At 69.7% G+C, this 15,883-nt stretch carries 13 protein-coding genes; 4 read left to right on the top strand and 9 right to left on the bottom strand.

From position 1 onward, the window contains the following. Positions 1–67: 67 nt before the first annotated feature. The 8 genes from ACZ1DY_RS35305 to ACZ1DY_RS35270 form a co-directional block, all read right to left on the bottom strand. Positions 68–1,156: a zinc-binding dehydrogenase gene (locus ACZ1DY_RS35305; RefSeq protein WP_465485747.1), complete on the bottom strand. Its 1,089-nt coding sequence runs from the start codon at positions 1,154–1,156 to the stop codon at positions 68–70. Next, on the bottom strand, positions 1,156–1,446 hold the full coding sequence (locus ACZ1DY_RS35300; RefSeq protein ID WP_465482287.1) for a putative quinol monooxygenase: 291 nt from the start codon (positions 1,444–1,446) through the stop codon (positions 1,156–1,158). Before ACZ1DY_RS35300 ends, ACZ1DY_RS35305 begins: the two co-directional genes overlap by 1 nt. Continuing rightward, positions 1,443–2,036 (bottom strand): glycerol-3-phosphate responsive antiterminator, encoded by a 594-nt coding sequence (locus ACZ1DY_RS35295; RefSeq protein WP_125785062.1) that lies wholly within the window; start codon positions 2,034–2,036, stop codon positions 1,443–1,445. The genes ACZ1DY_RS35300 and ACZ1DY_RS35295 overlap by 4 nt, the downstream gene beginning before the upstream one ends. 18 nt (positions 2,037–2,054) lie before the next feature. Then, complete coding sequence (locus ACZ1DY_RS35290) at positions 2,055–3,617, bottom strand: FAD-binding oxidoreductase (protein ID WP_465482286.1); 1,563 nt, start codon at positions 3,615–3,617, stop codon at positions 2,055–2,057. Further along, positions 3,614–5,284, bottom strand: a complete 1,671-nt coding sequence (locus tag ACZ1DY_RS35285) for a glycerol-3-phosphate dehydrogenase/oxidase (protein ID WP_465482285.1) — start codon at positions 5,282–5,284, stop codon at positions 3,614–3,616. The genes ACZ1DY_RS35290 and ACZ1DY_RS35285 overlap by 4 nt, the downstream gene beginning before the upstream one ends. Before the next feature lie 32 nt (positions 5,285–5,316). Continuing rightward, positions 5,317–6,792, bottom strand: coding sequence for an FGGY family carbohydrate kinase (locus ACZ1DY_RS35280; RefSeq protein WP_457960324.1), 1,476 nt, complete (start codon positions 6,790–6,792; stop codon positions 5,317–5,319). Continuing rightward, complete coding sequence (locus ACZ1DY_RS35275; RefSeq protein ID WP_465482284.1) at positions 6,792–8,213, bottom strand: MFS transporter; 1,422 nt, start codon at positions 8,211–8,213, stop codon at positions 6,792–6,794. The genes ACZ1DY_RS35280 and ACZ1DY_RS35275 overlap by 1 nt, the downstream gene beginning before the upstream one ends. Positions 8,214–8,343: 130 nt before the next feature. After that, positions 8,344–9,312, bottom strand: a complete 969-nt coding sequence (locus ACZ1DY_RS35270) for a LysR family transcriptional regulator (protein WP_465482283.1) — start codon at positions 9,310–9,312, stop codon at positions 8,344–8,346. Positions 9,313–9,431: 119 nt separating this feature from the next. On the opposite strand from ACZ1DY_RS35270, the gene dnaE reads away from it, so the two are divergent. Beyond that, the gene (gene dnaE / locus ACZ1DY_RS35265; RefSeq protein WP_465482282.1) at positions 9,432–12,953 is read left to right on the top strand and encodes a DNA polymerase III subunit alpha; all 3,522 of its coding nucleotides are present in this window, start codon (positions 9,432–9,434) and stop codon (positions 12,951–12,953) included. On the opposite strand, the gene ACZ1DY_RS35260 is transcribed toward dnaE, so the two are convergent. Further along, entirely contained in the window at positions 12,925–13,434 is a 510-nt protein-coding gene (locus ACZ1DY_RS35260) for a DinB family protein (protein WP_465482281.1), read from the bottom strand. The genes dnaE and ACZ1DY_RS35260 overlap by 29 nt on opposite strands. Positions 13,435–13,488: 54 nt before the next feature. Here ACZ1DY_RS35260 and ACZ1DY_RS35255 point away from each other — a divergent pair, with 54 nt between their 5' ends. Genes ACZ1DY_RS35255 through ACZ1DY_RS35245 form a run of 3 tightly spaced genes read left to right on the top strand, consistent with a single transcriptional unit; the run spans position 13,489 to position 15,862 of the window. Beyond that, entirely contained in the window at positions 13,489–14,262 is a 774-nt protein-coding gene (locus ACZ1DY_RS35255) for an aminotransferase class IV family protein (protein WP_465482280.1), read from the top strand. A gap of 14 nt (positions 14,263–14,276) precedes the next feature. Then, entirely contained in the window at positions 14,277–14,864 is a 588-nt protein-coding gene (locus tag ACZ1DY_RS35250; RefSeq protein WP_465482279.1) for a short chain dehydrogenase, read from the top strand. Next, positions 14,861–15,862 (top strand): methyltransferase, encoded by a 1,002-nt coding sequence (locus ACZ1DY_RS35245; RefSeq protein WP_465482278.1) that lies wholly within the window; start codon positions 14,861–14,863, stop codon positions 15,860–15,862. The genes ACZ1DY_RS35250 and ACZ1DY_RS35245 overlap by 4 nt, the downstream gene beginning before the upstream one ends. Positions 15,863–15,883 lie beyond the last annotated feature (21 nt).

The raw sequence follows: 15,883 nt of genomic DNA, 5'->3' as shown, positions 1-15,883 counted from the left end.
TCTCTTGTGGACAGTCGTGCGCGGTGTCGCCAAGGAGATGCGAAGGCACATCGCCCCCGAACCCTGATCAAGCGAAGGTGACGACCTGCCGCACCGCGGCGCCCCGCCGAAGCCGGTCGAATCCCGTGTTGATCTCCTCCAACCCGATCCGGTGCGTCAGCAGCGCCTCGACGGGCAGCAGCCCGGCCCGGTACAGGGCGATGAACCGGGGGATGTCGCGCCGGGGGACGCACGAGCCGAGGTAGCTCCCGCGCAGCGTCTTCTCCTCGGCCACCAGGCTTTGCGCTGGCAGCGCGAGCTCGGCGGAGGGGTGGGGGAGGCCGACGGTGACCGTGGTGCCGCCCGGTCGGGTGGCCCGGTACGCCTGATGCAGGGCGGCGACCACGCCGGTCGTGTCGACGGCGTGGTCGACACCGCCGTCGGTGAGTTCCTTGATCACCTCGACGTCGCCCTCGAGTGCGTGGGTGGCGCCGAGGGACAGTGCCAGTTCGCGCTTTTCGGCCACGAGGTCCACGGCCACCAGTGTCGCCGCGCCGGCGGCCTTAGCGGCGAGGAGCGCGGCGAGGCCGACTCCACCGAGACCGAACACGGCGACGCTGTCTCCCGGCCGTACGTCGGTCGCGTTGAAGACGGCGCCGGCGCCGGTGAGCACCGCGCAGCCGAAGAGGGCCGCGACGTCGAACGGCAGTGTGTCGTCGACAGCGACCACCGAACGCGCCGAGACGACGATGTGCTCGGCGAACGCGGAGACGCCGAGGTGATGCCCCGGCCGGTCGTCGGGGGAAGACCAGCGGGTACCGCCGCCGAGCAGGGTGCCGTTGCGGTTCGACTCGGCCGCCGGACCGCACAGGGCGGGCCGTCCGGTGAGACAGGGGCGGCAATCGCCGCAGGAGGGCACGAACGACAACACGACATGCTGCCCCGCCGTGAAGCCGGTGCCCTTCCCGGCCTCGACCACCTCGCCCGCGGCCTCGTGTCCGAGGACCATCGGCAGCGGCCGGGGCCGCGAGCCGTCGATCACCGACAGATCCGAGTGGCACAGACCGGCGGCCCGCACCCGGACGAGCAGCTCACCGGGCCCGGGCGGCTCCAGCGTCATCGTCTCGATCTTCAGCGGGCGGCCGACTTCACGGAGGACCGCGCCCCGGACCCGCATCACCGTTCGCTCCCGGCGGGGACACAGGTGGTGACCTGGCGTTCGGACAGCAGCGGCACGACCTCGCCGAGCACGATCCGCCGGAAGTGCTCCGACTCGCAGTGTGCGGTGAAGTCCTGTTCGGACTCGTACTCCTCGACGATCACCACCACTCCGTCCTCGGTTCCGGAGTGGACGGTGTAACTGAGACATCCGGGCTCACGCCGTGAGGCGGCGGCCATCGGCTCCAGTAGTTCGAGGACGCGGCCCCGGTGCGCGGTCACGTACCGGGCCACCACGACGAAACTCATTTTTCTCCTGCGCTCAGCTGGGACCGGGTCAACGACCACAGCCCCGAATCGGACGACGCGGCGCCCAGTGCGCCCATCGCGAGGGAATGCGCCACCCCGGACCGGTCGGTGACGAAGCCGGCCGCTACGAAGGGGGACATGACTTCGCGGGCTTGCGCCGACATCCAGGGGATGATCGGCGCGGGCATGAGCTCCACCAGGTCGGGGCGGCTGCGTTTCACCGCTTCCAGGCTGCGGTTCAGATTCGACCGGTCGGTGACGAACACCTTGTGCATCGTGAGCATCGACAACGTGCGCGCCCGTTCGATCGGGGCGACCCGGGTGCTGACCACCCCGGTCGCCCCGATCTCCTGAAGGAAGTCCACGCCGCCGCGATCGGTGGCGAGACCGGGACAGGAATCGATGTTGACGAAGAGGACCTTCTCGAGTCCTGTCAGCACGGGCACGATCTTGGCCAGCTGCCCGACCGGGACCGCCGCGAGGATGCCGACGCGGGACGCCGAGTTCGCGAAGTCGCCCACCTTGGCGGTGCCGACCACCGACGCGCATACCGGGACGTCCGCGAACGCCGCCGTGATCCTCTCGTTCATACGGTCCACAGTGGTCGATCAGCTCGTGGAGTCAAGGGGGTTCGGCCCGAAGTCACTGGGCAGCCCGAGTTTGCCCGGGTTGAGCAGGCCCTGCGGATCGAGGGTCCGCTTCACGGCGACGAAGGTGTCGAAGCCCGTGCCGAGCGTGTCCGCGAGATACGGCCCGCGAAGCAGACCGGAACCGTGGTGGTGGCTCAGCGCGGCCCCGTGGCGCACGAGCACGGCATTGGCCGCGTCCCACGCCGAGCGGTACCAGTGCCGCCGCTTCTCCGGCTCCACGTCGCCGCGCAGCGAGAAGTACAGGCAGGCGCCGTCGGTGTAGGCGTGGGACTGGTGCGCGGACGCGGCCAAGGTGCCGGGAACGGCCTTGATCGCGGCCACGACCTCGTCGTAGATCGCGGGCAGCGCCGACCACGGGCCGGCCATCTCGAGGGTGTCGGCGACGAAACCCGGGCCGGGGGTGAACCCGTCGGCCGACTTGCCGACCAGCATCCGCTCGTCCAGCCAGCGCTCGAAGAGGGCCTCACCGTCCAGTTCGGACCCGGTCGCCGCGCAGACCTCAGAACTCACCTGGAGCATCGCGTCGACCAGCACCGGGTCGCCTTCGTCGGCGATCAGCAGCAGATTGGTGTCCGGCAGGCCGAAATGCGTTCCGCTCTCCAGCTTGTCGTAGAGCCGCATCGCGGCCGGGGTCGCGCCACGCTGCATGATCAGACGGCACGCCTCCAGGCCCTCGGCGAAGGTTTCGAAACCGTAGGCGACGGCCTTGGCGTAGCCGGGCAGCGGATGGGTGCGCAGCCGCACGGAGGTGATCACGCCGAGCGTGCCCTCCGAACCGACGAACAACTGGCGCAGGTCGGGGCCGGTGGCGGCGCGCGGGTAGTCACCGAACCGGGCGAGCGTGCCGTCGGCCAGCACGACGTCGAGGCCGACCACCATGTCCTCGATCTTCCCGTAACGGGTGGAGAGCTGGCCCGCGCCGCGGCAGGCCACCCAACCGCCCACAGTGGACAGTGCGAAGGCGGAAGGCCAGTGGCCCGTGGTGGCACCGTGCGTCTTCTGCAGCTCGGTTTCGAACAGGTCGCCGAACATCCCGGCCTGCACGTCGACGATCTGGGAGTCCGCGTCGAAGGACAGGATCCGGTTCAGCCCGCAGACGTCCAGCACCACCCCGCCGAAGACCGGGAGCGCCGCGCCGGTGACGTTGCTGCGCCCGGCGGACACGGTCAGCGGCACCCCGTGCTCACCGCACAGCCGGACCACGGCCTGGACCTGCTCGACCGTGCTCACTTCGGCGATCACCGCGTCCGGGGTCGCGGGGTTTCCCGCGGTCTCGCCGATCATCGAGCCTGCCCACCAGTCACGGGTGCGCAGCACGACCTCGTCGTGGTCGGTGTGCACCGCGTCCGCGACACCCCGCAGCGACTCGGTCAGCGCGGCGGGTACGGCGACGGTGGTCGTCTGCAACGAGGCCGCGCCTTGGCCGGGCGGGGTACGGTCGCCCCAGCGCGGCGGCGTCGGCGCGCCGACCACGTACTTGCCCCGGTTGAACGGGTGGTCGATGGCCTGGCTGCTGATCATGCGTTGTCTCCCAACAGAATCGACTTCTCCCGGGCGACGTCCGCCCGATAGTCCTCCACTTGCGCGGCCACGGTTTCCTGCGACAGCCCGAGTTCGGCGCCGAGTAGTTCGCCCACGAGCGGAGCGGCCTCGGCGGAGGCGTCCCTGGCGAACAACCGCAGCCGGGTGCGCCGGGACAGCACGTCGTCCACCGAACGCGCCATTTCCGACCTTGCCGCGAACACGACCTCGGCCTTGAGATGCGGCTGGCCGGGGACGAGCGACTCGCCGAGCGCCGGGTCCTCGTCGACGAGCTCGCTCACGAAACGGGCTTCGGTGCCGTAGCGGCCGCCGAGATGCGCGGCGATCCCGCCGGTCGCCGCGGTGGCCTCGGCGTCGTATCCGGCGCCGCCGAGCAGAGGCAGGTTCTTGGTGCGGCAGCGGGCTTTCCGGCCCAGCAGGCCGAGCGCCTTGTCGACTACGAGCTCACCCATATGCCTGCTCGTGGTGAGCTTGCCGCCGGTCACGGTGACCATGCCCGAGGCGACGGTGATGTGATGATCGCGCCGCATGTCGAGCGTGGTGCCCTCGGAACCGCCGACGAGCGGCCGCAGACCCGCGTAACTGCCCAGCACGTCTTCGGGGCCGAGCTTGGTGTCGAAGGCGATCGTGGCGCCTTCGAGCAGGAACTCCATCTCGTCGCGGGTGCAGTGCACGTCGTCGGTCGGGCCGTCGTAGTCCGTGTCGGTGGTGCCGACGACGACCACATCACCCCAGCGGGTGCACGTCGCCCGCCTCGCCCGGCCCGGGATCGGGACGGTCACCGTGCAGTCGTTGCGGATCTTCGACCACGGCAGCACGATGTGGACCCCCTTCGCCGGGCGCACCTGAGGCCGGTGTCCCGCGGACGCCATGCCGTCGACGCTGTCCGCCCACACCCCGGTCGCGTTGACGACCACGCGGGCCCGGACGTCGATCCGCTCGCCGTCGGCTTCGACCGTCGCACCGGTCACCCGTCCGCCGGCGGTGCGGAGACCGGTCACCCCGGCGCCGTTGACGACGACCGCGCCGAGCCTGGCCGCGCTGCGCACGATCGCGAGGGTCAGCCGGGCGTCGTCGGCGCGGCTGTCGTAGTACATCAGCCCGCCGCGCAGATGGTCCGCGCGCAGGGTGGGGGCGTGCGCCAGCACCTCGTCGACCGTGAGCCGCTGATGCAGCTTGCCGATCCGCCAGCCGCCCGCGAGGTCGTATGTCCACAAGAGACTCTCGAAGGCACGGGCGATCCTGGCGTCGAAAACGCCGTCCTTCGCCAGGATGGGGAACAGGAAGGGCAGGCGCTGCACCAGATGCGGGGCGTTGCGGCGGAACCGCTGGCGCTCCAGCAGGGAATGCCGGACCAGATCGAGGTTGCCCTGCTCGATGTAGCGCAGCCCGCCGTGCACCATCTTGGACGATTTGGACGACGTCCCCGAGGCGAAGTCGTCCCGTTCGACCAGCGCGACCGACAGGCCGCGGGAGACGGCGTCCAGCGCGGTGTAGGCGCCGGTGATCCCGCCGCCGATCACGAGCAGGTCGAACTCTCCGGTGTCGAGTCCGGTCAGCGCGGTGCGACGGTCCAGCCGCAGTGGCGCCGAGGGGGTCGCTCCCGCGACGACGGCGTTGGGCCGCCGGGACGGCAGTGTGAACATCGAGAAGCCTTTCCGATCAGAACAAGGGGTAGTCACGACAGCGAAACGGCGAGCACGTCTTGCCAGCGCGCCCGCAGCTTCAGCCGGTCGGTTTCGGCGAGGCCGGGTTCGAAGATCCGCTCCGGGGGCCGGTGGGCCACGGCGTCGGCCAGCGACGGCCACAGCCCGAGCCGCGTGCCGGCGAGATAGGCGGCGCCGCGCAGGCTGGCGGTCGCCGAATCCGCCACCCGCTCGATGGCGAGCCCGGTGAAATCGGCCTGGCTCTGGAGCAGCGCGTCGCTCGCCGCCAGACCGCCGCCCACCCGCAGATGCGTCATCGGACGGTCCATAGTCGTCCGCAACGCGTCGACGGTGTCACTCACCGCGTGGGCGATCCCGTCGATCACCGCGCGTGCCAGGACTTCCCGGGTGGTCGCCAGGCTCAGCCCGGCCAGCACACCGCGCGCTTCGGGCCGCAGCACCGGCGTGCGCAGCCCGGCGAGCGTCGGCACGAACCAGGTCGCCTCGCCACTCGGCTGGGTCGCGGCCAGCGCGCTGATCTCGGCCGCCGAGGTGAACAGGCCGAGATCCTCGGTGAGCCAGCGCAGGGCGGAGCCGGTGGTCGAGGTGTAGGCCTCCAGGCTGAACCGGCTGTGGCCGCGGCTACGCCAGGCGACCAGGCACAGCACGCCGTCGAGTCCGCCCACCGCCTCGGGCGGTTCGTCACCGGCCAGCGCGCCGACGAACGTGCCGGTGCCGTGGACGCAGGTGCCCTGGCCCGGCGACAGCGCGCCGAGCGCGATCAGCGAGGCGTGCTGATCGCCCATGACCGCCGCGATCGGCACACGGATGCCGAGCAGTTCCGGGTCCGTGTAGCCGTAATCGCCGTCGTCGTCCTGGGGCGGCGGTGCCAGCTCGGCGGGAAAACCGAGTGCTGCCAACCATTCCTGGTCCCACGCGTGCTCACGCAACCGATATCCGCCGAACGCGACGGCGTTGGTCGCCGAGATCGTGAACCGCTCGCGACCGCTGAGATGCCACACCAGCCACGTGTCGACGGAACCGAACAGCACCCGCTCCGCAGGGACGTCGAGCCGCTCGAGTTGCCGCGCCGCCCACAGGAACGGTGCGCGAGTCCCCACCGGACGCCCGGTCGCCGGCCACAGGTACCGGTCCCACTCCGGAGCGAGCTGCGCCAGCTCCGCGGCGTAACGACTGTCCTGCCACACCACGGCGGGGGCCAGCGGACGACCGGTCTCCCGGTCCCACAGGACGGCCGTCGCCCGCTGGGTGCAGATCGACATGCCCTCGATCTCGACGCCGTTCCCGGCCGCCCACGCCACCGCTTGACGGGCGACGTCGAGGGTCCGGTCCAGCAGCTGCATGGCGTCCTGTTCGACCTGCGCCGGTTCGGGGTGGCTCACGTCGATGGAGGTGTAGAAGGAAGGCCCGCACCGGCCGTCCTCGCCGACGACGGCCGCCCTCGTGCCGGTGGAACCCTCGTCGACGGCCAGGATCCCGCGCCGCATCAGGCGCTCCCGAGCTTGAGGTCGATCGTCTCGTCGTCGGGGTCAATCCCGCTGCGGGTGGGGTCCCAGCGGACGATCAGGCACGAGACCAGGCCGAGGAACGGCACCACCGCGAGCAGGGCGATCGTCGGCCCGAGGCCCATCGCCTCCTTGATCTGCGGGAACACGTACAACCCGATGACACTGCCGAAGCTGCCGAGCATCCCGGTCACCCCGGTGCCGAGCGTGCGGATGTCGCTGCGGTAGGACAGCGCCGCGATCGACTTGCCGTTCGCGCCCGGGCCCGCCGAGTGGAAGAAGATGAACAGGAACGGGAGCAGGAAGCCGACGGCGATGGGCAGCTTCCCGAAGCCCAGCCCCATCACCAGCAGGATGGCGAACGCGAAGGCGTAACCGATGGCGGAACTCGTCCGGAGCCCGATCTTCCTGCCGACGTACGCCGACAGCGCGCCGCCGATGATCCCGGCGATGTTGAAGATCATCGAACCGAGGGTCGCGGTCTGGAACGCCTGCCCGAAGATCGCCAGGCTGATCACCGGCAGGTACCACCCGACGGCGAAGTACTGCATCGACTGCGTCAGCGAGATCGCCGTGGACAGGAAGGTCCGCGGCAGATACGGCTTGCGGAACAGCACGCCCGCGTGCCGGAACCCGATCTTCTGTTCCGTGGCGGGATCCGGCCCGCTGCTCGCTCCGGGGGTCACCTGGAAACCGTAGATCCGGCGGAGGCTGACCGCGGCCTCGGCGAGCCTGCCCTTGGCCGCGAGCCACGACGGGCTCTCGACGAGGAACGTCACCTGCAGGACCAGCAGCACGATCGCGAAGACACCGGCCGAGCCGACCGACCACCGCCAGATCCCCACCCCGGCGTCGAGGTGGAAGAACACCAGAGTCAGCCCCAGGTTCACAGTGGTGGCGACGTACCAGACGGACTGCCAGAGGTTGAGCCGTCCGCGCAGTTTCGCGGGGGTGTACTCGGCGAGCATGGCCATCGCGACCGCGAAGTCGATGCCGTAGGCGACACCGACCAGGCCGCGGCCGAACCACACCTCGCCGAAGCCGCCCGCCGTCGCCGTCAGCACGGCGCCGATCGCCGCGATCGCCTTGGCGGCGATGAGCGGTTTGACGCGCCCGACGCGGGCGGCCAGCCAGCCGCCGATCGGGTTGAACAGGATGGCGACCGCGGGCGCGGTCGCGGTCAGCACGCCGACCTGGGTGGAGCTGAGGCCGAGTTCCTTGATCATCGGCGACAGGCCGGCGCCGAGCGCGGCGTTGGAGTAGGCGTCCAGGAACAGGCCGCCCAGCACGAGGTACCACAGCAGATTGGCCTTGCGCGGCAACCTCGAAAGGCTGTTGATCAGCGCGGCTACCTGGGAAACGTTCGAGATCGAGCCTGTCGGGCTGAGCGTCGATGAACTCATGGACCGCCAACTTTCTGCGCTGGCTGTCAGCGATCCGACACAAAAAAACAGACACGACGAAGACCGCTGACAGTGGCTCTTCGTCTGTGCCTGTCTGAAGGGAGAAGAGTAGATCCCGATCCGTGGCCCGTCAAGACGGTGCTTTGTCCGGCCACAAAGGACAGTCGCCGACCGCGCTCATCGCCTCCCGGTCCGACACCGGGAGCCACTGCCGCTCCGCATCGAACGGCCGGTACGCGGAGCGGACGTGCTCGATCAGCAGTCGCAGCGTCGGATGCCGGTTCTCCAGCCGCCACAGCAGGGAGAACGGATACACCGGCGTCGGGTCGACGAGCGGGATCTGGACGACGTCCGGATGCCACGGCACGTGCATCTTCGCGCCGACGAAACCCAGCCGGTCCGTCGACTCGCTCAGCACGTCGATGTGGTGTTCGAGCCCGAAGTTCGGGCCGTCGGTATCGACCAGGATGCCGAACTCCGGGCACAGTTCCTGCCAGAATTCCGCCCATTCGCTGGCCCGCGCGTTGTAGGGCATCCACGCCGTCAGGCCGTCGAGTTCCGCCATCGCGACCCGGCGCCGCCGTGCGAGCGGATGCCGCCGTCCGACCAGCAGGTTCGCCGGCTCCAGATAGGCGGGCGTGCGGCCGATCCCCGGGGACGGCACGGTGCTGACGCGGGCGAAGGCGGCATCGACGGAATCCGGCAGCAGGGACCGGCGCACCGCGCCCAGCCCGGGCGTGACGATCTCCAGTTCGTCGTCGTGTTCGGCGTGGAAGGCCCGGACGACCTCCATGGTCGCCAGCCGCGTGCCGAGGACGTCGACGCGCAGCGCCCGCCGCCTGCCGTGGAGGCGTTCGACGGCCTGGTCCGCGAGGCTGATCAGCGCACGGGCGTGAGTGAGGAACTCCTCGCCGTCTTCGGTCGGCTCGGCCCCGCCGCGGGTCCGTGACAGCAGCCGCACGCCGAGATCCGACTCCAGCTTCGCGACGCGTTTGGAGATCGCCTGCTGGCTGATCTCCAGCCGGATCGCCGCCTCGCTGAAGTACCGGTCGTCGGCCACCGCGACGAACGCGCGCACCGCGCCCAGATCCAGCTCCACTGTGTCTCCCTACAACTTCTGGTTGTCGACGGTCGCGTGTCGCTTGTTGGACAACAGCGGCACGGCAACGGTCCAATCGCCGCGTCGGACCGGAATCGTACAACCGTGGGGAGTGGCCGGTGGACTCCTTCGTGCACCTGCACGTTCATACCGAGTACTCGATGCTCGACGGCGCGGCCAAGATCGCGCCCCTGTTCGCGGAGGCCCAGCGGCTCGGCATGCCCGCGGTGGGCATGACCGACCACGGGAACATGTACGGCGCGGACGAGTTCTACCGGCAGTCCGTCCAAGCGGGGCTCAAACCGGTGATCGGCATCGAGGCCTACCTCGCACCGGAGTCCCGTTTCCACAAGAAGCCGGTGACCTGGGGACGGCGCGGTGACGGCGGCGACGTCTCCGGTGGTGGCGCCTACACGCATATGACCATGCTGGCGGAGAACGCCACCGGGTTGCGGAACCTGTTCAAGCTGTCTTCGCTGGCCAGCCTGGAGGGTTACTACCGCAAACCCCGAATGGACCGTGAACTTCTCGCCCGGCACCACGAAGGCGTCATCGCCACCACCGGATGCCCGTCGGGCGAGGTGCAGACCAGGCTCCGGCTCGGGCAGCCCGGCGAGGCGATCCAGGCGGCGTCGGACTACCGCGACATCTTCGGCGCGGACGACTTCTTCCTCGAACTGATGGACCACGGGCTCCCGATCGAACGGTCCGTGCGGGACGGGTTGCTGGACATCGGCCGCAGACTCGGGCTGAAACCCTTGGCCACCAACGATTCGCATTACGTCACGCGGGACAAGGCCGCCGCGCATTCGGCGCTGCTGTGCGTCCAGTCCGGCAAGACCCTCGACGATCCCGGCCGGTTCAAGTTCGACGGGGACGGCTACTACCTCAAGTCCGCGGAGGAGATGCGGGAGTACTGGGACACGGAGGTCCCTGGCGCGGCGGACTCCACGCTGCTCATCGCCGAACGGATCGAGCCGTACGACGACGTCTACCGGCACGTCGATCGCATGCCGGTCTTCGAGGTCCCCGACGGACACGACGAGGAGTCCTGGCTGCGCGAGGAGGTCGCGGCCGGGCTCCGCCGCCGACTGCCGGACGGTGTTCCCGAGGCGTACCTCGCCCGCGCCGACTTCGAGATCGGCGTGATCGCCGAAAAGGGTTTCCCGGCGTACTTCCTGATCACCGCCGACCTGATGAACCACGCCCGCCGCGTCGGCATCCGAGTCGGGCCGGGCCGCGGCTCGGCGGCGGGCTCGCTCGTGGCGTACGCGCTCGGCATCACCAATCTTGACCCGATCGACCTCGGGCTGCTCTTCGAACGGTTCCTCAATCCGGAGCGGGTCTCCATGCCGGACATCGACATGGACTTCGACGACCGGCGCCGCGGCGAGATGATCCGTTACGCCACCGAAAAGTACGGCACCGAGCACGTCGCCCAGGTGATCACCTTCGGCACCATCAAGACGAAGGCGGCCATCAAGGACGCCGCACGCGTCCACTATGGACAGAGCGGGTACGCGATCGCGGAACGGATCTCGAAAGCGCTCCCGCCGCCGGTCGCGGCGAAGGACATCCCGCTCGCCGGGATCGTCGAGCCGGACCACGAGCGGTACGCCGAAGCGGCGGAAGTCCGCGCGCTGCTGGAAGGCGACGGCGAGGCGGCCAAGATCTTCGAGACCGCGCGCGGGCTCGAAGGCCTGATCCGTAACGCGGGGGTGCACGCCTGCGCCGTCATCATGTCGAGTGAACCGCTGCTCGACGCGATCCCGTTGTGGCGCCGGGACGACGGCGCGGTCATCACCGGGTGGGACTACCCGTCGTGCGAGGCCATCGGCCTGCTGAAGATGGACTTCCTAGGCCTGCGGAACCTCACCGTCATCGGTGACGCGCTCGACAACATCAAGGCCAACCGCGGCGAGGAGATCGATCTCGACACCCTCGGCGTCGAGGACCCGGCGACCTACGAACTGCTCGCCCGCGGCGACAGCCTCGGTGTCTTCCAGCTCGACGGCGGCGCGATGCGGGATCTGCTGCGCAGGCTGAGGCCGACCGGATTCGGCGACATCATCGCGGTGAACGCGTTGTACCGGCCGGGCCCTATCGCGATGAACACGCACAACAACTACGCGGACCGCAAGAACGGCAGGCAGCCGATCGAGTCGATCCATCCCGAGCTCGCCGTGCCGCTGCGCGAGATCCTGGCCGAGACGCACGGCCTGATCGTGTACCAGGAACAGATCATGCGGATCGCGCGGGACGTCGCGGGCTACTCCATGGGGCGCGCCGACGTGCTGCGCAAGGCGATGGGCAAGAAGAAGAAAGAGGTACTGGAGAAGGAGTTCGAGGGTTTCCGCGACGGCATGGTCGCCAACGGCTTCTCGCGCGAGGCCGTGCAGGCCCTGTGGGACGCGATCCTGCCGTTCGCCGGCTACGCGTTCAACAAGTCCCACGCCGCCGGCTACGGCCTGGTCGGCTACTGGACCGCGTATCTGAAGGCGAATTACCCGGCCGAGTACATGGCGGGCCTGCTGACTTCGGTGGGGGACAACAAGGACAAGTCGGCGGTCTACCTCTCGGAATGCCGTCGGCTGGGGATCAAGGTGCTGCCGCCGGACGTCAACGAATCCGGGCTCCGGTTCTCCGCGGTGGGGGACGCGATCCGGTTCGGGCTGGGCGCGGTGCGCAACGTCGGCGCGAACGTCGTCGACGCGATCATCAAGACCCGGCAGGAGAAGGGGAAGTACGCGTCGTTCACCGACTTCCTCGGCAAGTCGGAACTGGTGGCCTGCAACAAACGTGTCATCGAATCCCTGGCGAAGGCGGGGGCGTTCGATTCGCTCGGGCATACGCGGCTTTCGATCCAGCGAGTGCACGAGGACGCGGTGGACGCCGTGGTGCCGCTGAAGCGCAAGCAGGCGATGGGCCAGTTCGACCTCTTCGGGCCGGGTGAGGAGAGCGACGACGGCACCTCGCCGCTCGCGCACCTCAAGCTCGGTGTCGAGGAGTGGCCCCGCAAGGAACTGCTCGCGCACGAACGGGAAATGCTCGGGCTGTATGTGTCCGCGCATCCGCTCGACGGCGCCGAACACGTCCTGCGGGCGCACGCGCCCCGGCCGATCGCGGCGATCCTCGACAACCCGCCGCGCGAGGGTGAACTGGTCGTCGCCGGGATCGTCACGTCACTGGAGCGGCGGGTGAACAAGAAGGGCGAGCCGTGGGCGATCTGCACCATCGAGGATCTGGACGCCGCGGTCGAAGTGCTGTTCTTTCCCAAGGCGTACGCGCTGTTCGCGGCGGATCTCGCCGAGGACGGCGCCGTCCGCGTCAGCGGCCGGGTGAACTGGCGGGAGGACAAGATGTCGGTGTTCGGCGGCGGTCTCGTGCCACTCGATCTCTCCGCGGCGGGCGACGGGGAGCCGCCGCTGACGCTGCACGCGACCGCCGAGCGGCTGACCGAGGACGCGGTCCTCGAACTGAAGCGGGCTTTGCTGGCGCACAAGGGAAAAACCCCGGTCCGCGTCGAACTCGGCGGGACGTTGTACGCGCTCGACGACTATCCGGTCGCCGTCAGTTCGATGCTTCTCGGCGAGCTGAAGTCCATCCCCGGCGTCACACCGAGCTGCGCCGCAGCAACCTGAGCTGCCCGATCTCGGCCACGTTCTTCATCAGTTCGGAGTTCACCCAGGCGACGGTGTGGGCGAGGGTCAGCCCGGCGTCCTCGCCCCATGGATAGGCGGAAGGCGCGTCCAGGTCGGTGTCGGTCGACCGATCCAGCACCGCCAGCCATTCCTCGCGAAGACCGCGCAGCCACTCGATGGTGGAATCTTCGCCGGGCCAGGTGATCTCCTCGCGCTCGCGCGGAGCACGTCCGTTCGCGTGATCCAGCGCGACACTCCACCACCAGCCGATATGCCAGGTGAGCCAGGCGATCGTGGGGACCGGGATCGGGTCGGGTTCGGTGTCGGCCCAGTCGGGGGTGCCGTCCGGCCGGATCGTCCAGCACAGGGCCGAGGGCTCCCAGCGGAAGTCCGCCGGTTCGAGATCGGCGAGGTGGTAATCGAACAACGACCAGGTCAGATCGAACTGCCAGCGCGACAGCTCGGTACGCGATGCGGACACCCGCGGGATCCTGCCGCCGGGACACGGCGCCCGCAACCGGATTACGGTGCGGGCATGAGTCCTCATGTCGCGCAGCTGAACGGCCGGACGGCGACCGCCGAAGAGCTGGCGCCGCTCGCCTTCGCCGGTTTCGCGCATTTCACGGCCATGCAGGTGCGGGACGGCCAGGTGCGCGGTCTCGACCTGCACCTGGACCGGCTCCGCACCGCCTCGCTGGAGCTGTTCGGCGACGCCCTGCCCGACGACCGGATCCGTTCGTATATGCGCGAGGCACTGAAATCCGGTCCGGCGGACGTCTCCCTGACCGTGACGGTCCACCTGCCGGGTGACCTCGAAGTCCTGGTGCGCACCCGGCCGCCGGCGTCCGGTCCGGCGGGGCCGCTGGCGCTGACGGCCGTGGAACACGAGCGCGCCCTTCCCGCCTTCAAGCACACCGGCGAGATGGCGAAGACGTACTACCGGCGGCGGGCTATCAGCGAAGGTTTCGACGACGCGGCGTTCGTCGACCGCCGGGGCAGGCTGAGCGAGGCGACGATCTGGAACCTCGCCTTCTGGGACGGCGATACGGTGGTGTGGCCGGACGCCGACCTGCTGGCGGGGACCACGATGGGCGTCGTCCAGCGGCGGCTGGGGGCGCTCGGTGTGCCGCAACGGGTCCAGGAGGTCACGCTCGCCGAATCGCCGGGGCTCGCGGGCGCGGTGGTCATGAACTCGTGGACGCCGGGGATCGCGGTCCGCCGGATCGGCGCGACGCGGGTGCCGGAAGCGCCGTCGTTCGTCGCGGCGCTGCACCGGGCTTACGAAACCGAACCACTCACGCGACCTTGAAGGGAAAGACGCCGATGAAGATCCTCGTGATCGGTGCCACCGGGACGATCGGAGCCGCCGTCTCGTCGGCACTCACCGCGCGCGGGCACGCCGTGCTCCCCGCGTCCCGCTCCGGTGAGGTCAAAGTGGACGTCGAGCAGCCAGCCACGTTCGACGCGCTCTTCGCCGCCGAGCCGGGGATCGAGCACGTCGTATGCTGTGCGGGGAGCGGCTCGCTGGTGCCGGTCGACGGCGGTACCGACGAAGAGTTCACCCAAGGGCTGCAAGGGAAACTGCTCGGTCAGGTGTTCCTGCTGCGGCGCGCGATCCCGCATCTGCCGGACGGCGGCTCGGTCACCTTGACCGCCGGCCGGATCCCGGAGACGTTGCGCGGCAGCGCTTTCGGCGTCCTGACCAATGCCGGTCTCGAAGCGTTCGTCGCCGCGGCCGCGCGCGAACTGCCGCGCGGCATCCGGGTCAACGCCGTCAGCCCCGGCTGGGTGAGCGAAACCCTCGCCGCGCTCGGCGAGCCGGAAGGCGGCACTCCGGCGGCCGACGTCGCGCGGAGCTACGTCGAAGCCGTGGAGAACCCGGGTCTCACCGGGCGGACGCTGACCCCATGAGTGACACTGACAGACAGGAATTCCTCCGGCTGGCCGGGCTCGCGACGCCGATGGCGCTGCGGGTCGCGGTGACCTTGGGGCTGCCGGACAGGTTGTCCGGGCCCGGCTCGGCCGTCGACGATCTGGCGGCGGAGCTGGGCCAATCCCCGCTCGCCCTCGGCTTGCTGCTCGGGCATCTCGCGACCCTCGGCGTCGTCGAGGCGACTCCGGACGGCTACCGCACCACCGAGTACGGGGCGAAACTCCGCGTCGACGCCGGAAACGGGCTCGCCGGGCTCCTGGACATGAACGCCGCCGGCGGGCGGGGCGAACTGGCGTTCATCGAACTCGCGCACAGCATCGCCACCGGCGAGGCGGGCTACATCCGCCGCTACGGCAAGGACTTCTGGACCGATCTCGCCGAGAACCCCCGGCTGCGGGAGACGTTCGACCGCCAGATGACCCAGCGGTTCCTGACGCAGGTGCCACGATTCGTCGCCGGATTCGACTGGTCCCGGTTCGGCACGCTCGTCGACGTCGGCGGGGGTCATGGCAGCCTGCTCGCCGCGATCCTGAAGGCCAATCCCTCGATGCGCGGCCATCTCGTCGATCTCGCGCCGACCGCGGCCGCCGCGGAACAGGAACTGCGCGCGCAGGGCCTCGAAGACCGCGTCGAGGTCACGGCGGGCAGCTTCTTCGATCCGCTCCCGGCAGGCGCGGACGCCTATCTGCTCTCCGACATCCTGCACGACTGGGACGACGAGCACGCCCATCGCATCCTGGCGCGCTGCGCCGACGCGGCCGGCCCGGGCGGCCGGATCCTCGTCATCGAGGCGGTCGGCGGGCTCGGGGCCCAGACCGAATGGGACCTGGTCATGCTCGTGCTCTACGGCGGCCGCGAGCGGCGCCTCGACGAACTTCGCGACCTCGCCGCCTCACACAGGCTGGTCCTCGACTCCGTCACCACGCTGACCGAGGAGCGAAGCCTCCTGGAGTTCCATCCTGAAGATATTCCTTGACAGGAATATTCTGATGAGTGA

Source organism: Amycolatopsis sp. PSD-21 (genome assembly GCF_055561455.1).
The sequence above is the reverse complement of the archived record's forward strand: the minus strand, read 5'-3'. Positions and strand labels throughout refer to the sequence as shown.